The following is a 19528-nucleotide window of genomic DNA, read 5'->3' as shown; positions in this document are numbered from 1 at the left end:
TTTTTATTTGAATTTATATGTAATACTTAATCGGTAAGCGATGCCGGGCATAGCATAGCCCCAACTCGACTGGTAATTGGTATCCAGCACATTGTTGATCATTCCGTTAATTCGAATTTGATTTTGGCTGTCGATTTTCCAATTGTAACCAACAGCCACATTCATCAGAAAATAAGCGTCGAGAATATTTTTCTGCTCCTCGTCGGTAAATTGCTCGTCGGTGTAACTTCCGTCGATTGTAAAATCGAATTTGTTATAAGCTACCGTTGTGAAAAAATTACCGGCGTGCAGCGGAACATATTCCAACTGACGATTCAGCGCATTGGTATTGTTCTGCGACTTTTTTCGCTCTGCAGAAGTGTAAGTGTAGTTAAGTCCCGAATTTGCTTTCAATCCCCAAATGGTATAATTCCAATCGGTCATAAACTCCAGTCCTTTACTTTGTACATTCTCCACATTTGCAGCGTACCAGTAAGAACCACCGTTTTTCCACAAAATCCAGTCGTCAACATTCATCAGGAAAGCATTCAGTTTTACATTTCCGGAAACGTCTCCAACACAGTAGCTCCACTTCGATCCAAATTCGTAACTCATTCCCTTTTCAGGATTCAGATCGGGATTTCCGCCGGGCACCCAAAAGCGATCGTTAAATGTTGGAACACGATAACTACGTGCAACATTTCCGGTAAACCGAAGCACATACTTTTCTTTTGAAAGCGCCAGGTAGTTCAGTCCAAACGACGGAGTGAAGGGCACATCGAAATCGGTAACATAACCGTAACGCAAATTCAGAGTTGCGGTTAAACGGCTAAAAAAACGTTGGTAGTACGAAGCATATAAATCTACCCGATCCTCGTGTTTCAACGATTCGGAATAGGCATAAACCGAGGGATAAATTCGGGTAGCTTTTGCTCCGGCTTTGTAGCTAGCATTGGGCGAAAAATCGTGTTCGATAAATGCCTCGCCAATTATGCGTTGGGTTGAAATGGTGTCGGAAGTGTTTTCGTCGCTAACGGCGTTGTCATAAACATATCCGCCGTTAATCTCGAATTTGAAAGGATTTTTACGGTTTTTATAACCTGTCCAAATGCGCACATGATCGTCCTTGTACTCTTCGCGCAAATCCGGATTACTCAGGTTGGTTTGCATATTTTGCTGAACCAGATGCCAGTCTTTCTCCAGCCAAACATTAAAAACGAAGAACTCGTCTTTGTTGAACTTATAATTCAGTTCCTGCAGAAGTCCCATGTTTTCGATATCTGCATTGTGCTGCGTATCTTCAATTTCAAAAATGTCGTTTTCAAAATCGCGGTAATTGGGGTTCATGAATTTGAAATCATTGGTTTTCGCATAATAATAAGCACGTGTTACCGCTTCAAACCTTCCGTTTCCCCAGAAAAGTTTTGTGCCGTAAAGTTGCTCACCAAACGAGCCGTTTGCAATTCGTGCTTCGGCCTTAAAACCGTCGGTCCAGTTATTTTGCAAACCTAAATGAATGGCTCCGCCAATACTCCCCGAACCATTTACCGAACTGGCGCTACCAAACTGCACACCAATATTATCGAACAGAAAAATGGGAACGTTATTTACATTGGAGTGGCCCAGCGTAAGCGAGTTAATATTTATGCCGCCAAAATTAAAACTGGTATGATCGGGTGCCGAACCACGGATACGAATAGTTGCCAAACCGCCTGCATTGGTTTTAAAGGCAATGGGCAAACTACGTGAAAGCAATTGCTCCAGATTTCCATCCTGCGCCAGCGAAAACTGCCGGGCATTAATGCGTTCGATTTTTGCTCCCGACTGGTATTTCTGAAGCTTTCCATAACTCACCACTTCTTCTACCTGCACGGTGTCGAACACGGTAAACGGCTGCTGCGCCGCTACATTTTGAGCCAGCGCCCACAATACGATTCCAAATACTACAAACCTCCTCATTCACAACTTTTAAGGAGCTTTGGATAAATCAGTGAAAAATACGGATGATATTTCTCAAGCTTTTATCCCGAAGCTTAATTTATACTGTTGAATTTATGGCAGGTCTTCTGGCTCATCCCGGTTATTGATGCCTTCCCCCCCGATCCCTCGGGAAGTGGCTTATGGTTCAATAACACGATCCGTCAACCGACGGATAGGACTTACAGCTGCGGGTACAGCTCCGGTTTTTCACCGGATTCCCTTTTCATCTTATTTCTGATACAGAAATTTTAAGAACCTAAATTCACCGACAAAGATAGTCACATTTTTTAACAACAATAATTTTATTGAAAAAGATACACAGGAAATTGTATTGACTTATTAACAGCACTCAATACATCTACTCAAATACCTGTATAACTGATTTTTACACGACTCTCGCAATAGTAAATTATGAATTAAGATAGATTTAGCACTGCGCCGAATATTCTAAAAAACTTTAAAATTCCTGAAAAAATCAAAATGCACTAAATAATTGCACAGAAGTTGTTTACAGCTGCTGAAACAGAAAAACTACAGAGATGAAAATAAGAAACAGAAAAAATCGAAGAGAATTCAGAAATACGATTAAACGTAACAATTTAATGACTCGTTTTATCCGGGAAATTGAACGCGAAGAGCCGTTGGAATTTGACACCATGCAAACCATGTTGGTTTATCAACCGGTGCGCGTGCGATAATTTTTCGGCAATCAACTTTTTTCGATAACCTCCTCCGATACCAAAAATACCACTGGTTTATTTGAGATGGGATTGGTACGCACCACAACAACCGTTTCGTAAACTGCTTCAATATCGGCATAATTAAGCACCTCAACCGGCAGACCTTTTTTACGAATATGTCCTTCCTGCATCATAATTAGCGAGTCACAATATTCTCCGGCCAGGTTAAGATCGTGAATAATCATCAGAACCGTTAATCCCAGTTCGCGACTTAACCTACGAATGAGATTCAATGTTTGTACCTGGTGTGTGATATCTAAATGCGAAGTTGGCTCGTCAAGCAAAAGCAGATCCGGTTCCTGTGTTAAAGCACGGGCGATTCCTGCAAGCTGCTGCTCACCGCCACTCAAAGCGTTCATATACTTACCTTTCAGCTTGTCAACACCGGTTAACTTCATGTATTTTTCGGCAATGGCAAAATCTTCTTTCGTCTCGAAAAACTGGAACTGTTTGTGATATGGAATCCGCCCCATCAACACATATTCTTCCACCGTCATACTGCCAATTTCAATGGTCTGCGTAACAATGGCAATATTTTGGGCGCGCTGTTTCAAACCCATTTTTTTGGTGTCCGTTCCGTTCAACTCCATTTTTCCTTTCAGCGAAGGAAGTTCTCCTGATATTCCCCTGAACAAAGTAGTTTTTCCTGAACCATTCGGTCCGATAATTCCCACAAAATCACCTTTTGCCACTGAAAAATTGATATCCTCCAGAATAAACTTCCCCGGGTATCCGCACGAAAAATTTGATATTTGAAAAAACTGTTCCATGCTAATTCAGTTTGAAATGTGATTTTGAGCGACTCAACACAATAATAAAAACCAATCCACCAACAAAACCGGTTATTACACCAATCGGTAGTTCATTTGGAGAAATAATGGTTCGGGCAATTGTATCGGAAAGAATCAAGAAGATAGCTCCTCCCATAAACGATCCGGCCAACAAGACACGGTAATCGTTGCCGATAATCAGTCGGATTAAATGTGGAATTACCAAACCAACAAAACCGATAACTCCGGCCACCGACACAGCAATTCCCGTTAGTAATGAAGCCACAAAAAACAGCAATTTTATCGCTACTCCGGTGTTAATTCCAAGATGCCTTGCTTTTACTTCACCCAGGCGAAGTGCATTTAGTGTTTGTGCAAAAAAGTATGAAATTACCAACCCGGCCAGCGACGAATAAAAAGCAATTGCAATCAGCGAATTGTTTGATTCATCCAGCGACCCCATCACCCAAAAAACAATGTTATGCAGGTTTTCGGTGGTAGAAATCGACATCAGAAACATCATGGCCGATGAAGACACAAAACTCACCATCACACCAATCAGTAACATACTGTTAATACTTAATCCGCCACGTTTTATACTTAATAAATAAACGACGATAAGTGTAACAAGCGCCCCCAGAAAACCAAATGCAGGAAGCGAAAAGAAGCTCAAAGTATTTAGTCCGAAAACAATGGCGACAGCCACTCCCAGCGCTGCACCACCGGAAATTCCCAGCGTATAGGGTTCAACCAGTGGATTGCGGTAAATGCCCTGCAACACCACTCCCGATAAACTTAACGCTCCACCAACACCAATGGCCATTAAAATTCGGGGGATACGGATCTTTGCTAAAACGGTGTATTCAATACTGCCTTTATCCGACAAAATTTGTGGCAATTGCGACAGCGACACTTTAATTTCTCCGGCCGATAACGACAACAAAACAGATACTAGCAACAACACCAAAAGTGCGGCTAAAAAAAGTATCCATTTTAAATATTTGCTGTTCATTCGTCTCTTAATATTGGATTTACTCGCTTATAAAACGGTAAACATCTGTCAGTGCACTTGCAAAATTTGCCGGCGTTGGACTACACGATGTTTCGGAAGAGATCAGAAAAACCTTGTTGTTTATCACGGCTTCCATGCCTTCGTAACTGTTCCACACTTTCTGTTCCTCGTTACCAAAACCACCCATTTCAGCAATAATTATCACGTCGGGATTTTTAAGCAATACACTTTCACGCGTTAAGGTACCGTGCTTTAAGCCGGACGCAATATTCGTTGCATTACATAACAGAATAAAATCGTTCATGTAAGTATTGTCCAACACCGAAAATACCGGATTGGCACCGATCTGAAAAAATATTTTTGAAGGAGGTAATTGTTTTGATTTCGCCTGAATTTCGGCAACAGTTTTTCGGGCTTTTGCAACCACTTCTGTCGATTGATCTTCGCAACCAATAAGTTCTGCAATTTGCTGTGTTTGTTCACAAATTTCGTCAAACGACACCGGTGTTTCCAGTACTTCAACACGAATACCCAATTTCTCAAGAGCTGCAATATCCTGTGCTTTTGTCAACTTCATGGTGAGCACTAAATCGGGTTGAAGCGCAAAAATTTTCTCCACATTTACATCTACTGTTGAGCCTATTTCTTCAATTCCATCGCTAACAGCCTGCACACAATAGCTCGTGCATCCTACCAGTTTATCTTTTCCGCCAACCAGGTAAATATTTTCGGTAATCGACGGTGCCAGCGAAATTACGCGTTTAACATCCTGTGCAAGCACCGAAAAACCGGCAAGCATCAATACAACGAGTATTTTAATTTTCATCCGTTTTAAATTAACAGGAAATCAGGTGCAGAAATCAATAGATTGATTCCCGAAACTTTGTTCCCGAAGTTCGTTCATCCATTTTGTTGGCAGGTCTTCTGACTCATCCCCTTTGATCATTGCCTTCCCGTCATTGGCTGAACCGACAGTGGCGTGAGTAATGATCAGTTTCAGGATTTACAGCTGCGGGTACAGTTCCGGATTTACACCGGATTCCCTTTTCATCGTGTTTATAGTGCTATAAACCATCGAACCAAACTCGCCGACAAATATAAGCAGAATCTTTTCTGCCGGAAAGTTTTCTGATTTCTTTTGTGTTTTTGAGGAGAAGAAAGTGCGCTTGGAAAAAGTTATTCAAAAAGCATAACGAAGAAAAAACACTTAAAATATACAGCCTTTCTTTGTTTCACCCCTCCAAACCTCCCCTAAAGAGGGAGGCTTAAGTCCCCTTTAGGGGATTTAGGGGTACAAAACGGCAGCAGTTACTTACATTAAAAAGTTCACTCAACATAAAAATGTTTTCTAAACAATCCAATTTAACCAAACATTACATGTCAAGATTATATGCTCATCAGATCCATGTCGAAATCGGGTTTTTCGCCCACTACCAACTGACTAATAATTTTTCCTGTTATTGGGCCAAGACTTACGCCCATCATGGCATGACCTGCTGCCACAAGCAGGTTATTGTACTTGTTAGTTCGGCCAATTATTGGAACTCCGGTTGGTGTAACCGGCCTTAATCCTTCCCAGATGTCCAGTTTTTTGGCATCCAGTTTTTCCATGTTTGGCAATGCCTTTTGTGTACGGTTGATAATCGCCTGAACCCGGTTGTATGAGATATCTCCGATGGTTCCGTTGAACTCCATTCCGCTACCCAAACGCACAGTATTTTCAAAAGGAGTCAGAGCCACTTTGGCTTCTGTTAAAATCAGAGGTGTTTGTAATTTCAGTCGGTCTTTTTGCAAATCGAAGCTGTAACCCTTACCGGAAATTACCGGGACTTTAACACCAACAGAAGCGACCAGTTTTGCCGAATAGGATCCTGTTGCCAACACAAACTCATCTGCATTCAGTTTTCCAAAACTGGTGTCCACTGCTTTGATTTTTCCTTTCTCAACTTGAAAACGATTAACAGAGGTATCGTATCGAAATACAATGCCACCAGCTTTTAAGTAACTTTTCAGCCAACGTAAATGTCCTTCCGGCGATACATTCCCATCGCTTTTGTATAGTACTGCTCCGGCTACTTGCAAATCAATTTCCGGTTCAATGGTTTTCAGTTGTTGTTGATCGAGCAGCTGCGTTTTAATTCCAAGATCCTTGGCAATTTTGGCCAAAGCAACTTCCTCTTCCAGACCTTTTTCAGTTGTTGCAGCCATTAGCAGTCCTTTGTTCGTGAAGCCACTTTGGTTCTTATTTTGAGCGCTTAACTCTTCGTACAACTTTCGACTTTCATCATTCAGTTTGTACAAAGTTGGAATTGCGCGGGCAACCGATTTTTTGTTCGCAGCTTTAATAAACTTAAAAAACCAAGGGAGCGAGGAAATATTTTTACCCGGCGGAAGATAAACGGGACTGGTTCGGTCGAGCATCATTTTCAATCCGGAGCGCAACATTTCGGGCGACGCCAGCGGCACAAAATGACTTGGCACCAGCAGTCCGCAGTTTCCGTACGAACAACCATCTTCATTGTTTTCGCTGCCGGCTTCAATAACTTCCACCTCAAACCCGGCCTCGTTCAAATAATAGGCACAATGCAAACCTATCACTCCCGCTCCAATAACAATAATTTTCTTGCTCATCTTTCGCTATAGTTTTCCTACCACCCTAAATCCGTGTGCATAAGGATCGTCCTCATCGTCGATAATAATATGATTGTAACCTGTAACTTTTGCCCAGCCTTCAATTCCCGGAACAATGGCATCGAAATCGCCAACTTTTTGCTGCTGCTCAACGGTACCAATAAACTGGCTACCAATTACACTTTCGTGCAGGAAAGTAGAGCCCAACTGGAGTTTTCCGTTCGAGAACCACTGCGCCATCCGTGCTGAAGTTCCGGTGCCGCACGGGCAACGATCGATCGCTTTTTCGCCATAAAAAACGGCGTTACGCGCGTCGGCTTCTTCGCTTTTGGTATTTCCGGTCCAGAGTACATGACTCAAACCACTGATCTTTTCATTTTGCGGATGTACAAAACTGTATTTTTCATTCAGGCCTTTTCTAACTGCACCGCTGAAAGTGATCAACTCGTCTGCAGTAAAATTGTGCAATCCCGAGAAATTAGGCTGCTCATCAACAATGGCATAGAAATTACCACCGTAAGACACATCAACAGTCAACTCCCCCAAATGAGGACTTTCTACGGTTAGATTTCTGGCATATAAAAACGACGGAACATTGATGATTTTCACCGATGTTACTTTGCCTTTTTCATTCTGTTTATAATGTGCCAACACCAAACCGGCAGGCGTCTCCAAACGAACTGTTCCCGGTGTATGCGGCACAATCAAACCTTCCTCAACGGCAATGGTAACTGTACCAATGGTTCCGTGCCCGCACATGGGCAAACAACCACTTGTTTCGATGAAAAGAATTCCCGCGTCGTTATGCGGATTTTCTGGTGGAAAAATAAAACTCCCCGACATTTGCTCGTGCCCACGGGGTTCGAACATTAAACCTGTGCGAATCCAATCGTATTCCTCGAGGAAATGCTCGCGTTTCTCAAAAATACTTTTCCCCTTTAATCGGGGAACACCACCGGCCACTACCCGCACCGGATTGCCGCAGGTATGTCCATCGATACAAAAAAATGATCTTCTTGTCATTGTCAGATTCTATAAAATCATAACTATACTATTTAACCGCGGCGTTAGTCCACGTGTCGTTCACTACTCTCCAAATTTTTAGCGGGTTGCTGTTTTGCAGCTCGGCCGGCAATAAACTGTCAGGGAAATCCTGGAAAGCCACCGGACGAACAAAACGTTTTATGGCACTCACACCAACCGAAGTAAAACGAGAATCGCTCGCTGCCGGGAAAGGCCCACCGTGCTGCATAGCTGCACAAACCTCAACGCCCGTTGGAACTCCGTTTAGTAACAGTCGTCCACATTTTTCGAGCAAGGCATCAACAATTTCCTGGTTGTCGGGTAACTCACTTTCTTTGGCATGAACTGTAGCCGTTAACTGGCCTTTTAAGCCGGTTACCACATCAAGGAGTTCAGCCTTATTTTCGCAAACCACCAACAAACTAAAGGGGCCAAAAACCTCTTCGTGCAAATGCGGATTTTTTATAAAATCAGCTCCCGAAACCGTTGCAAGCGCGAGAGGAACATTTCCCGTTTCTTCTTCGCCGATTCCTGTTCCAAGCAATTTCACTTCCGAGTGCGAGAACATTTTATCCTTGTTCAGTTCGTAATTTCGAAGTACCGAAGTGCTAAACATTTGAGAACCTTTGGTTGCTGCAACTTCTTTTGCCAGTTCTTCCACAAAAGCTTCGTAGCCTTCTGTTTTTGTTGTGATCAACAATCCGGGATTGGTACAAAACTGACCCGCTCCAAGATTTACTGAGGCAACCAGTTTTGAGGCAATTGTTGCATGATCGTTAGCAAGCGCCTCTTCCATTACAACTACCGGATTGATACTTCCCATTTCGGCAAAGACAGGGATTGGTTCTTCACGATCAGCAGCCAGTTTTACCAGTGCCATTCCACCTTGATACGAGCCGGTAAATCCGACAGCTTTTGTAACCGGATGTTTCACCAGCAGCTGTCCCGATTCGTAACTTGCATCATCGATAAAACCAAAAGTTCCGGAAGGCAACTCGCATTTTTCTACCGCCTTTTCAATAGCAGCTGCCACCAACGCTCCTGTTTTTGGGTGAGCAGGATGGCCTTTAACAACCACCGGATTTCCTCCGGCCAAAGCTGAGGCAGTATCACCACCGGCAACAGAAAATGCCAGCGGGAAATTTCCGGCGCCAAAAACCACAACCGGCCCGAGCGGCACCAGTTTCTTTCTAATATCAGGTTTTGGCAGTGGCTCGCGCCCCGGATCACCAACATCAATAGTAGCTTCGCACCACGATCCTTCGTCTATCAGGTCGGCAAACTTATTCAGCTGACCAACTGTACGACCACGTTCTCCACGAACACGGGCTTCCGGCAAATTGGATTCAGCCATTACGGTTTCCACCAATTCGTCGCCAATATTCATGATCTCCTCTCCGATAGTCCGCAAAAAAGCAGATCGCTTTTCCGCAGAAACTTTCTTATACACGTTGAAGGCTTCTGAAGCCTCCAACATTATCTCATTAATTTGGTCTTTCAATTCTGCCATACTCTAAAATTTTGGACGGTTTGCCAAAGCGTGTTCAATGGTCGCAATGATCGATTCGCGTTCTGCTCCGGTGATCATTTTTCGTGGAGCGCGTACATATTCAGTTCCGATACCGGTGTAGACCTCGCAAAGTTTGATGTACTGCACCAGTTTCGCGTGGATATCCATTTCGAAAAGCGGCATAAACCAACGGTACAATTCCAGTGCTTCATCAATTTTTCCGGCTTTGGCCAACTCGTACAATACCACTGTTTCTTTTGGGAAAGCGCAAACCAAACCAGCCACCAAACCGTCGCCACCCAACAACAGCGACTCCAAGCAAAGTGTATCAACACCGCCAAGAATTTTAAAACGATCGCCTAAAGCATTCTTTAATCGTGTAATGTTCGTAAGGTCGCGGGTAGACTCTTTTACTGCCTCGATATTCGGTGTATCTTTTAGTTTCTCGAACATCGGCACTGTAATCTCAATTTTGTAATCAACCGGGTTGTTGTACAACAAAATTGGTAATGAAGTTGCTTCGGCTACAGTTTTAAAATACTCCACTGTTTCATCGGCATCGGCTTTGTATAAAAGCGGTGGAAGCAACATCAAACCATCGGCGCCATTTGCTTCTGCCTGTTTTGCTGCCTCAACAGCATTTACTGTGCTCGACTCGGCAATGTTCATAATTACCGGCACCTGTTCGCGATACGGCTGAAGTGATTTTACTAACTCAACTTTCTCTTCGTTGCTTATAGTGCTTGATTCACCCAGCGAACCACCGATAATAATTCCCGAAACTCCTGATTCAATCTGGAATTCGATGTTCTTGATAAATGCCGGAATATCCAGCTCTCCGTTTTCCTTAAATTTTGTTGTTACTGCGGGATAAACCCCTGTCCATGTTGGTCTCATATTTTCTTATTTATTTGATGACTATTTATAAAAGCAAATTTAAAGGAGTTAAACACCTTTTTATTTTCTTATTTTAACCATTTTTTGAACTATTTTACCCTTTTAAGGTTCTACAGGATATTATTATGGTAATTGAGAACAATTTTCAAATTCTACTTTGACAGATTCATGAATGATTGGCAGAATCAATCTGTTCTACCCTACACCCTAAAGGGAACCAGATTGATTTTTGGGATTTCTCCCTTCAGGGACGGGGTAAAATCCTAAAAATCATTTTTTGAAAGAGCAATCTGTCAAATAGAATTATTAATGATGTTGTAATAAGAAATATACATTGATCGATATAAAATGAAGGCAGTACGTTTTGTAATTCCAAAGACAGGAGGAAACTCTTTCCGGCTCCAAATTGATGATGGAGCGTGGTTTTATGATACCATACATTATCATCCCGAGCACCAGATAACTTATATAGAAAAAGGTGAAGGCACCAGTTTTATAGGAAATCATGTGGAACGTTTTCAGCCGGGCGACGTGTTTTTTATTGGGAAAAATGTGCCTCATGTAACCAAATGCGACGAAACCTATTACCATCCCGACAGCAACCTGGAAGTATTAAGTATTTCGCTGTTTTTTAAAGACGAAACATTTGGCAACCAGTTTTTCGAAATCCCGGAAATGCTGCACATAAAACACCTTCTCGACAAAGCATCGATGGGAATTAAAATCGACGGGCCGGATAAAAACGATTTGATTGAATGGATAAAACAGTGTCCCGATGCCGATGGTTTTAAACGCTTTCAATTACTATTGAGTATTCTCAATACCTTTGCAAACTCTAAAGATTTGCGCACACTTTCTTCGGTGAGTTATCGCACGCCAACCCGCGAATCGGATAACGAACGCATTAATGTGGTCTTTAACTTTCTGTCTAAAAACTTCCGTAACGAAGTAAATCTGGGGCAACTTGCCGATGTTGCCAATATGACCCCCAACTCGTTTTGCCGCTATTTTAAACAAAGAACCGGCAAAGCATATTCTGAATTCCTGAATGATATGCGGATTGAATATGCTGGTAAATTAATAGCCGGAAGTAACGAGAGTTTTGGAAATATTGCCATTGAATGCGGTTACAACAGCATCTCGTATTTTAATCGTCAGTTTAAACGGATCAACGGCGTGTCACCATTACAATACCGCAAAAAGATTAAGGGCGGTTCTGTGTAATCGAATCAGGATAATCTATATCGACCAAAAACAAACCTTGCGCCGGTGCTGATGCTCCTGCTGCACCACGATCCTGTTTTTCAATAATTTCACAAAACTGTTCGATGCTCAGTTTGCCCTGCCCTACTTCCAGCAAAGTTCCCACAATGGCGCGTACCATATTACGCAAAAACCGATCGGCTTTTATTGTAAATTGTAATCGCTCTCCACACTTCGTCCACTCGGCCTGCATAATTTTGCAGTTGTTGGTTTTTACATCGGTATGCAATCGACTAAAACTGGTAAAATCGGTGTAGTTAAAAAGCGTTTGTGCTGCCTGGTTCATTTTTTCCACATCAAGTGGCTTCAAGTATTTATGACTCGTTTCAGTGGCAAACGGAGCTTTTTCGGTGGAAATAAAATAATGATACGTGCGCGAGGTTGCACTAAAACGCGCATGTGCATCCTCATCAACCGGCCACACTTTTTGCACAGCAATATCCGAAGGTAAAAAGCTGTTGAGCTTATAAACGATATCCAGATTTTCGGGAATACCATTTTCAGAATCGAAATGCAGGATAAAAAACGAAGCATGCACGCCGGTATCGGTTCGTCCGGCACCAACCACGGCTATTTTCTCGCGCAGAATTTTTGATAATGCGTCTTCCATTGCCTCCTGAACAGAAATAGCATTCGGCTGAATTTGCCATCCGTGGTAGTTAGTTCCTTTGTAACTGAGTTGTAAAAAATAGCGTTGTGGCATTGTTCTCGTTTATCAGGGCGTAAAATTACAGAAAAAGTTGGAAGTTGAGACCCGCTTTGCTGGTCGAGATCCCGACAATAGCGTCGGGACCAAAAATCAATATAAGTTTCTGCAAAAAATAGCCGCCTCTCTTATTCAGAGAGGCGGCCCCAGTTAACCCCAAACACGCGACTTCAGAACGAAGCCTAAAAGTTTTTGAAAGTATTCATTAACTTTTTCAATCCTATCCCTTGAGTTTCTAATGCTAATTGTGCTGTTATAAATGCAAGTTTTAATCCTCCAACAAGTATCCGTTTTTATTACATCTACTTTTCAATTAATGGAGCTAAAACTTTTTCATTGTTTGTTTTAATTTGGCGGCCCGTCAAACAGGGCGATCAACTTAATTTATTAAAATTAAAGCTTTAATTCATTAAATACAAGAGCAATAAAGATGTTGTTTAACAATAACAGACCTAAACTGAATTTTTGACATTTTCCAAAATATTGACTTTCAATATCATTCAAAAACCACCATCAAACCAACTGACAACCAGACAGCTAACACTGAAATATTTTCAGAAATTAAGGCTTGGTATACCTTTTGATTTTTAGTTAGCGAAAGTTCAATGAATTGTTTAACCATAAAGTTAAAGGAGGATAAAGTCATGAAATTAGCAAGAAGAAACGAACCGTATTTTCCATCAGTCTTTGACAGGTTTTTCAACAATGAATTGATGGATTGGGATCACTCGAATTTTTCGAGCACAAACACTTCGTTACCGGCAGTTAACGTAAAAGAAACCGACGACGATTTTGTTATCGATGTTGCCGCTCCGGGAATGAGCAAAAACGATTTTAACGTGAACTTTAAAAATAACGTGCTCACCATTTCTTCGGAAAGGAAAAACGAAAAAGAGGAAACAAAAGAGAATTACACACGCAAAGAGTTCAGTTATCAATCGTTCCAACGTTCGTTCACCGTTGCCGAAAACGCCGTTCAAGGCGAAAAGATTTCAGCAAAATACGATAACGGTATTTTACATATCGTGCTGCCAAAACGCGATGAAGTAAAACCGCAGCCGGAAAGGCAAATTAAAATTTCTTAGTGATTATTTTAAACGTCGCTCAATAATTTTGGGCGACATTTTTTTTATAGTTCGGTAAGAGAAAAAATCCTACTCCTTTTTTAAAACCCAATTTTTTGCTGCATCCATTGTACTAAATGGCTCCGATTCATAACCCCTGTCCTGAAGACGAATTAACATCGGATACACGATATCGTCAGGATTTTCCGTAACAATTGCAATTCTTTTGTTTTCGAAAATATCGGGGTGTTGCCGGTAAAATGCCGGAATTTCAATATGCCGGCCCGGTTCAATATCGAAATGAGCTCCCCGGTAATCAAGAATAAATCCGATGGTTTCGTCCGGAAACAAGTGATTTGAAATAGCTTCCAGCCAGGAGTTTTTTACATCATCAACGGTTATTAAACCGAAATAGGACTTAAATACGATACAATCTTTGTATTCATATTTAAATTTCTCTACATCCATAGTAATTAAAAGTTGGTTTGCGTCGGTATAAAGCTACAAAAGAAGACCAATGAAAGTGCGTTTGCGCTTAACTTTTATAAACACACAACAGTTAGTTAACAATAATTTACAACATTGAATGCACCAACGATCATTTAACGTCAGGTTGTAGATTTAGAACATCTCCTCTTTTTTATGCTTTACTCATTCCTGATCCGAAATAATCTCCCTTTTGCTTTTCCAACCGAATCTTGAAGTAAATCCGGTAAATATCATCATCGTCGTAATAATCAACCCAATCAATATTTTCCTTACCAAACTGTTTGGTAAGTTCGTATCCAAAAGTAACTCTTCCCCACGAAATCTCCGTCCCCACACGGGCGTCTGTTTTTAGGCCCGCCCGGTGCAAACGAAAATCTCCGGCTCCAGTTAAATCAACCGAGAACAATCGGTTTGAAAGCGGAAACCGAAAAAGATGAACAGTCAGATCATTTTCCAAGAATATCCAGTTACCGGCACGTTCGGTATTCAGATTTACGCCTAATTCGCTAACTAAAGTATGCGGCGTATAACCCGATTTTGGAAAAATATTCAGATAAGTGCTTATTGCAGGATTAAAACTCAAAAAAGCAGACAGGGTGTCTCTACCCTCAATAATTTGCCCATGTTGTTTACCGAAACTGTCAATGATTTTGTGAATTCCGCCTGATCCATCACTTCCTCCCTGAATCCATAAAGCCAATCCGGGAATCGGTTTTTTCTTGTTCAGAATACCCGGCCCTCCCGACAATTGAATTGCCAGATTTTTTTTCAGAAACTTTACCCACGAAAATTCAGCACTACTAATTTCTGTAAACGATTCACCTCTGTAATAACGGCCGTTCTCATCGAAACGCTGACTATATTGTCGTTTTGTATAAAGATCTGTTCGAATTCCAAAAGACAGTAAACGCTCTTTCTCTGCTTTCTGATTAATAAAAGCTTTTACCAAAAACGATGAAGTAAATGCCACATCGTTTGAGTTGCCTGAAAAAAGCAAATTAATGTCGTTTATATGTTGGATCAGAATATGATCCTTTTCAAAATACGACTCATTGCCATTTAAACTGCTTTGCGAAAAACAGGTATTGACAAAAAGAAGAATAACGGTTGTAAAAACGATTGATCTCAGCACAACTTTTTTAATTCTTGGGTTAAAAGCTTATAAATTCCCGCTAACAAAACGGAGCAGTCCATATTCGAATTCGTAGACCACAACAGATTACCCTTTAACTTGTTTACATAAATTCCCGAAACGGGGCATAATTTCTTAATGAATTCCTAATAAGCTGTTATTCTTTGTTAACATCATAATTTGTTTCGCTTTTACTTAAATTTTTTTAACAAAAGAATAGGCGAATAAATGTCATAATGCCTTAAATTCGTGCCTTCGAAAAAAATTAGCAAATAAATTTATAAGAGATATGGATCAAGCAGTTGATATCAAAGAATTGAACGAGAGAATTCAGAGAGAGAGTTCGTTTGTGGATATGATTTCCATGGAAATGAACAAGGTGATTGTTGGACAAAAACACCTGGTTGAAAGTTTGCTTATCGGCTTACTTTCTAACGGGCACATTTTACTGGAAGGTGTTCCGGGATTGGCAAAAACGCTTGCCATTAAATCCTTGTCGCAAACAATCAGTGCTAAATTTTCGCGTATTCAGTTTACGCCCGACCTGCTGCCTGCTGACGTTTTGGGAACAATGATCTACAGCCAGAAGAGAGAAGAGTTCAGCATTAAAAAAGGACCAATCTTTGCCAACTTCGTATTGGCAGATGAGATTAACCGTGCTCCGGCAAAAGTGCAATCGGCCTTGCTCGAAGCCATGCAGGAACGCCAGATCACTATTGGCGACGAAACGTTCAAACTGGAGGAACCGTTCCTGGTAATGGCCACACAAAACCCGATTGAGCAGGAAGGTACTTACACGCTGCCTGAAGCGCAGGTCGACCGTTTTATGCTGAAAGTGGTGATCAACTATCCGAAAAAAGAAGAAGAGCGCCAGATCATCAATCAAAACCTGCTGGCACAGTTTCCTGAAACATCAACAATTCTGAAACCCGAAGACATAATTAAAGCACGCAACGTGGTGAAAGATGTTTACATGGACGAAAAAATTCAGAAATACATTGTTGACATTGTTTTTGCAACACGCGAGCCCAACGAATATAAACTGGAAAAATATGCCGATATGATCGCTTACGGAGCATCGCCAAGGGCAGGAATCAGTTTGGCGCAGGCAGCAAAAGCTTTTGCATTTATCAAGCGCCGCGGTTATGTAATTCCTGAAGATGTGCGCGCCGTTTGTCCTGATGTGTTGCGTCACCGTATTGGATTGAGCTACGAAGCCGAGGCCAACAACATTACACAGGAAGAAATTATTACCGACATTTTGAACCAGGTAGAAGTACCTTAAACGGTTACAAGTTACAGGTTGCAAGTTTCAAGTTCGAGATAGCTGAACCTGAAACGTGGAACATGAAACAAATTTCATGGAGACAACTGATTTATTAAAGAAAGTACGGAAGATTGAAATTAAAACACGTGGTTTGTCGCGGAATATTTTTGCCGGCGAATACCACAGTGCTTTTAAAGGCCGCGGTATGGCTTTCTCGGAGGTGCGCGAGTACCAGTTTGGCGACGACATTCGTAACATCGACTGGAACGTTACCGCCCGCTACAGTCATCCCTACGTGAAAATTTTTGAAGAGGAACGCGAACTTACCGTTATGCTGCTGATTGATGTGAGTGGCTCGCGCGAATTTGGTTCGTTTGAAAAGCTGAAGAAAAATGTAATAACAGAACTGTCTGCTGTGCTTTCGTTTTCGGCCATTCAAAACAACGACAAAATCGGGGTAATTTTCTTTTCGGATAAGATCGAGAAATTCATTCCGCCGAAAAAAGGGAAAAGCCACATTTTACGCATTATTCGGGAACTGATCGACTTTCACCCGGAAAGCAACGGTACCGACATTACCGAGGCTGTTCGTTACATGACCAACGCCATTAAAAAGCGCTGTACGGCTTTTATTATTTCCGATTTTATGGACGATAACAAAGAGTTGGATATGGCCTTAACGATTGCCAACAATAAGCACGACATGGTGGCACTGAATATTTACGACGAGCGCGAAACGGAACTGCCATCCATCGGAATGATAAAGCTGAAAGACGCTGAGAAAGGCAACTATGTTTGGGTTGACAGCAGCTCGCGCAAAACGCGTAAACTTTATGCCGACTGGTGGATTAAACACATGGGAAGGCTGGATGTGATGTTCAAAAAAAGTGGTGTTGATTATGTATCGATAAACACCAACGAAGACTATGTAAAATCGTTAATGACTCTGTTTAAAAAGCGGGCATTAAAATAGAGAAGCATGCAATTGAAAAAAGATATTTTAACGAGTAAGAAAGCACAGTTCGACTCCGCTCACTGTGACTGTCATCCTGAGCGAATTCGAAGGGTGATTAACACCGGAGTTTTACTGTTATTTATTACTCTGTTTTTGCTTGCAGGTTCGGCAAAAGCACAGCGCATAAAAGCCACTGCCAGCCTCGATTCTGCAAATATTCTGATTGGCGACCAGGTAAAACTTTTCCTGGAAATCGATCATCCGAAAGATGTAAACGTACAGTTTCCGGCGGTTCCGGATACCATCAACAGCCTGATTGAAGTGATCAGCCGTTCGGGTGTAGATACTTTTGAGCTGGACGACGAGACGTTGATGAAACAAATTCAGGCCTACACCATTACCAGTTTCGACAGTGGAAGTTACCGTATTCCGCCTTACTGGTTTAAAATCGACGTGGACGGAACAATTGATTCTATCCCCAGCAACGGTGTTACGCTGAATGTTTACACCATGCAAATCGACACTACAAAAGGCCCGACAGATATTAAAATGCCATACGGCGCTCCGCTAACGCTAAAAGAAGTTACACCTTACATTCTGGGAGTGATTCTTATTGGGGCGATTATTTTCTTCCTCTTATATTCCATTAAGCGGAAGAAAAACAATAAGCCAATTTTTGCACGTCCGCAAAAGCCAAAAGAACCGGCGCACATTATTGCATTGCGCGAGCTGGACCGTATTAAAACGGAAAAAGTGTGGCAGAAAGGAAAGACCAAACAATATTATAGCGAGCTTACCGACGCGCTACGAGAATATATTGAAGATCGTTTTGGCATTCGGGCAATGGAGCAAACCACCGACGAAACGGTTGAAAGTTTCCGCCGGCAAAAAGGACTGGTAAGCGATAAAAACTTTGCCAATCTTACCCAATTGCTGCAAACGGCCGACCTGGTAAAATTTGCCAAGTATCAGCCGCTGCCCGACGACGATAACCTGTCGCTGGTAAATGCCTATTTCTTTGTAAACGACACGAAGAAAGAGGAGCAGAAAAAGGCTGAGGAGAAAGCCGATAATGATGAAAATGTTGAAGAAGTTGAGATAAAATAAAAAGAGATGTTTGAAGGATTGACATTTAAAAACCCTGAGCTGTTCCACATTTTATGGGTACTCATTCCCATGGTGGTGTGGTATGTGTTCAGGCAGAAAAAAAATACCGCAAGCATCCAGGTTTCATCCACCGCTTCGGTAATAAAAGCCCCAAAAACGATCAGGCATTATTTGCGCCATTTGGTGTTTGTTTGCCTGCTAATCGCCATCAGTTTTTTTGTGGTTGTTTTGGCTCGCCCGCAATCATCGAGAAACTGGGAGAAAAGCGAAACTGAAGGTATCGACATTGTTATTGCGCTTGATATTTCAAGTTCGATGCTGGCGCAGGATTTCTCGCCCGACCGATTGGAGGCTGCAAAAAATGTGGCCATGGAATTTATTGCAGGGCGCGAGTACGACCGCATGGGACTCGTGGTTTTTGCCGGCGAAGCTTTTACGCAGTGTCCGCTAACCACCGACCGCGCCGTGTTGCTGAACCTGTTTAAAGATATTGAAAGTGGCATGATCGAGGATGGTACTGCTATCGGAAACGGACTGGCAACATCGGTTGCCCGCCTGAAAGACAGTGAAGCCATCAGCCGTGTGGTTATTCTACTTACCGACGGTGAAAACAACCGCGGTGAAGTTGCTCCGGTAACGGCAGCCGAAATTGCAAAAACATTTGGTATTCGTGTTTACACGGTTGGTGTGGGAAGCATTGGAACGGCGCCCTACCCTGTGCAAACACAGTTTGGCGTTCAGTTGCGCGACATGCCGGTTAAAATTGACGAAGAAACGTTGCAGGAAATATCGTCGCTTACCGACGGACAGTATTTCAGAGCAACCAGTAATACCAAGCTGGAAGAGATTTATAAAGAAATTGACGCATTGGAAAAATCGAAAATCGAAGTACGCGAATTCAGCCGTAAATCGGAAGAATTTATGCCTTTTGCCCTACTTGGGGCACTGTTCTTGGTTCTGAGTTTATTCCTGCGTTTAACCATATTTAGAAGTATCCCATAAA

18 protein-coding genes and 2 riboswitches are annotated in these 19528 nt (G+C 42.0%); of the genes, 7 read left to right on the top strand and 11 right to left on the bottom strand.

Annotated features, from left to right (window positions below; all coding sequences use genetic code 11):
• Positions 1-3: 3 nt before the first annotated feature.
• Positions 4-1938 (bottom strand): TonB-dependent receptor, encoded by a 1935-nt coding sequence (locus tag QZ576_RS11685; RefSeq protein ID WP_297097330.1) that lies wholly within the window; start codon positions 1936-1938, stop codon positions 4-6.
• 79 nt (positions 1939-2017) lie between these two features.
• Positions 2018-2234: riboswitch (cobalamin riboswitch) on the bottom strand.
• Positions 2235-2498: 264 nt separating this feature from the next.
• Between QZ576_RS11685 and QZ576_RS11680 the strand changes: the two genes are divergently transcribed.
• Positions 2499-2657, top strand: a complete 159-nt coding sequence (locus tag QZ576_RS11680; protein ID WP_297097328.1) for a hypothetical protein — start codon at positions 2499-2501, stop codon at positions 2655-2657.
• An 11-nt stretch (positions 2658-2668) separates the two neighbouring features.
• Here the strand turns inward: QZ576_RS11680 and QZ576_RS11675 are convergent, their stop codons facing one another.
• From QZ576_RS11675 to QZ576_RS11645, 7 genes are all read right to left on the bottom strand, one after another.
• A complete protein-coding gene (locus tag QZ576_RS11675) occupies positions 2669-3469 on the bottom strand; it encodes an ABC transporter ATP-binding protein (protein ID WP_297097327.1) in 801 nt (266 codons plus the stop codon).
• A 1-nt stretch (position 3470) separates the two neighbouring features.
• Entirely contained in the window at positions 3471-4481 is a 1011-nt protein-coding gene (locus QZ576_RS11670) for an iron ABC transporter permease (protein WP_297097325.1), read from the bottom strand.
• Between the two features lie 19 nt (positions 4482-4500).
• Complete coding sequence (locus QZ576_RS11665; protein WP_297097323.1) at positions 4501-5307, bottom strand: ABC transporter substrate-binding protein; 807 nt, start codon at positions 5305-5307, stop codon at positions 4501-4503.
• A 70-nt stretch (positions 5308-5377) separates the two neighbouring features.
• A riboswitch (cobalamin riboswitch) is annotated at positions 5378-5580 on the bottom strand.
• A gap of 287 nt (positions 5581-5867) precedes the next feature.
• Positions 5868-7112, bottom strand: coding sequence for an FAD-binding oxidoreductase (locus QZ576_RS11660; protein WP_297097321.1), 1245 nt, complete (start codon positions 7110-7112; stop codon positions 5868-5870).
• Between the two features lie 6 nt (positions 7113-7118).
• On the bottom strand, positions 7119-8135 hold the full coding sequence (locus QZ576_RS11655; RefSeq protein ID WP_297097318.1) for a 4-hydroxyproline epimerase: 1017 nt from the start codon (positions 8133-8135) through the stop codon (positions 7119-7121).
• Positions 8136-8163: 28 nt separating this feature from the next.
• Entirely contained in the window at positions 8164-9645 is a 1482-nt protein-coding gene (locus QZ576_RS11650; RefSeq protein WP_297097317.1) for an aldehyde dehydrogenase (NADP(+)), read from the bottom strand.
• A gap of 3 nt (positions 9646-9648) precedes the next feature.
• Entirely contained in the window at positions 9649-10542 is an 894-nt protein-coding gene (locus QZ576_RS11645) for a dihydrodipicolinate synthase family protein (RefSeq protein WP_297097315.1), read from the bottom strand.
• A gap of 348 nt (positions 10543-10890) precedes the next feature.
• Here QZ576_RS11645 and QZ576_RS11640 point away from each other — a divergent pair, with 348 nt between their 5' ends.
• The gene (locus QZ576_RS11640) at positions 10891-11766 is read left to right on the top strand and encodes an AraC family transcriptional regulator (protein WP_297097313.1); all 876 of its coding nucleotides are present in this window, start codon (positions 10891-10893) and stop codon (positions 11764-11766) included.
• Here QZ576_RS11640 and truA read toward each other — a convergent pair.
• A complete protein-coding gene (truA, locus tag QZ576_RS11635; RefSeq protein ID WP_297097311.1) occupies positions 11747-12508 on the bottom strand; it encodes a tRNA pseudouridine(38-40) synthase TruA in 762 nt (253 codons plus the stop codon). The genes QZ576_RS11640 and truA overlap by 20 nt on opposite strands.
• Before the next feature lie 647 nt (positions 12509-13155).
• On the opposite strand from truA, the gene QZ576_RS11630 reads away from it, so the two are divergent.
• Positions 13156-13596 carry an Hsp20/alpha crystallin family protein gene (locus QZ576_RS11630; RefSeq protein ID WP_297097308.1) on the top strand — a complete coding sequence of 147 codons (441 nt, stop codon included), beginning with the start codon at positions 13156-13158 and terminating at the stop codon, positions 13594-13596.
• Between the two features lie 69 nt (positions 13597-13665).
• Here the strand turns inward: QZ576_RS11630 and QZ576_RS11625 are convergent, their stop codons facing one another.
• Both QZ576_RS11625 and QZ576_RS11620 read right to left on the bottom strand, forming a co-directional pair.
• A complete protein-coding gene (locus tag QZ576_RS11625; RefSeq protein WP_297097306.1) occupies positions 13666-14043 on the bottom strand; it encodes a hypothetical protein in 378 nt (125 codons plus the stop codon).
• A gap of 172 nt (positions 14044-14215) precedes the next feature.
• Entirely contained in the window at positions 14216-15196 is a 981-nt protein-coding gene (locus QZ576_RS11620) for a hypothetical protein (protein WP_297097304.1), read from the bottom strand.
• 355 nt (positions 15197-15551) lie between these two features.
• Here QZ576_RS11620 and QZ576_RS11615 point away from each other — a divergent pair, with 355 nt between their 5' ends.
• The 4 genes from QZ576_RS11615 to QZ576_RS11600 all read left to right on the top strand — a co-directional run bounded on the left by QZ576_RS11615 (position 15552) and on the right by QZ576_RS11600 (position 19527).
• Complete coding sequence (locus QZ576_RS11615; protein ID WP_367270488.1) at positions 15552-16481, top strand: AAA family ATPase; 930 nt, start codon at positions 15552-15554, stop codon at positions 16479-16481.
• 76 nt (positions 16482-16557) lie between these two features.
• Positions 16558-17436, top strand: coding sequence for a DUF58 domain-containing protein (locus tag QZ576_RS11610; protein WP_297097300.1), 879 nt, complete (start codon positions 16558-16560; stop codon positions 17434-17436).
• 6 nt (positions 17437-17442) lie between these two features.
• Positions 17443-18525, top strand: coding sequence for a hypothetical protein (locus QZ576_RS11605; RefSeq protein ID WP_297097298.1), 1083 nt, complete (start codon positions 17443-17445; stop codon positions 18523-18525).
• 6 nt (positions 18526-18531) lie between these two features.
• A complete protein-coding gene (locus QZ576_RS11600) occupies positions 18532-19527 on the top strand; it encodes a VWA domain-containing protein (protein WP_297097296.1) in 996 nt (331 codons plus the stop codon).
• The last annotated feature ends 1 nt before the right edge of the window (position 19528 follow it).

Origin of the sequence: uncultured Draconibacterium sp. (genome assembly GCF_913060805.1) — a bacterium.
Taxonomy (GTDB): domain Bacteria; phylum Bacteroidota; class Bacteroidia; order Bacteroidales; family Prolixibacteraceae; genus Draconibacterium.
Note: the sequence above shows the minus strand (reverse complement) of the source record. Positions and strands in the feature narration are given on the sequence as shown.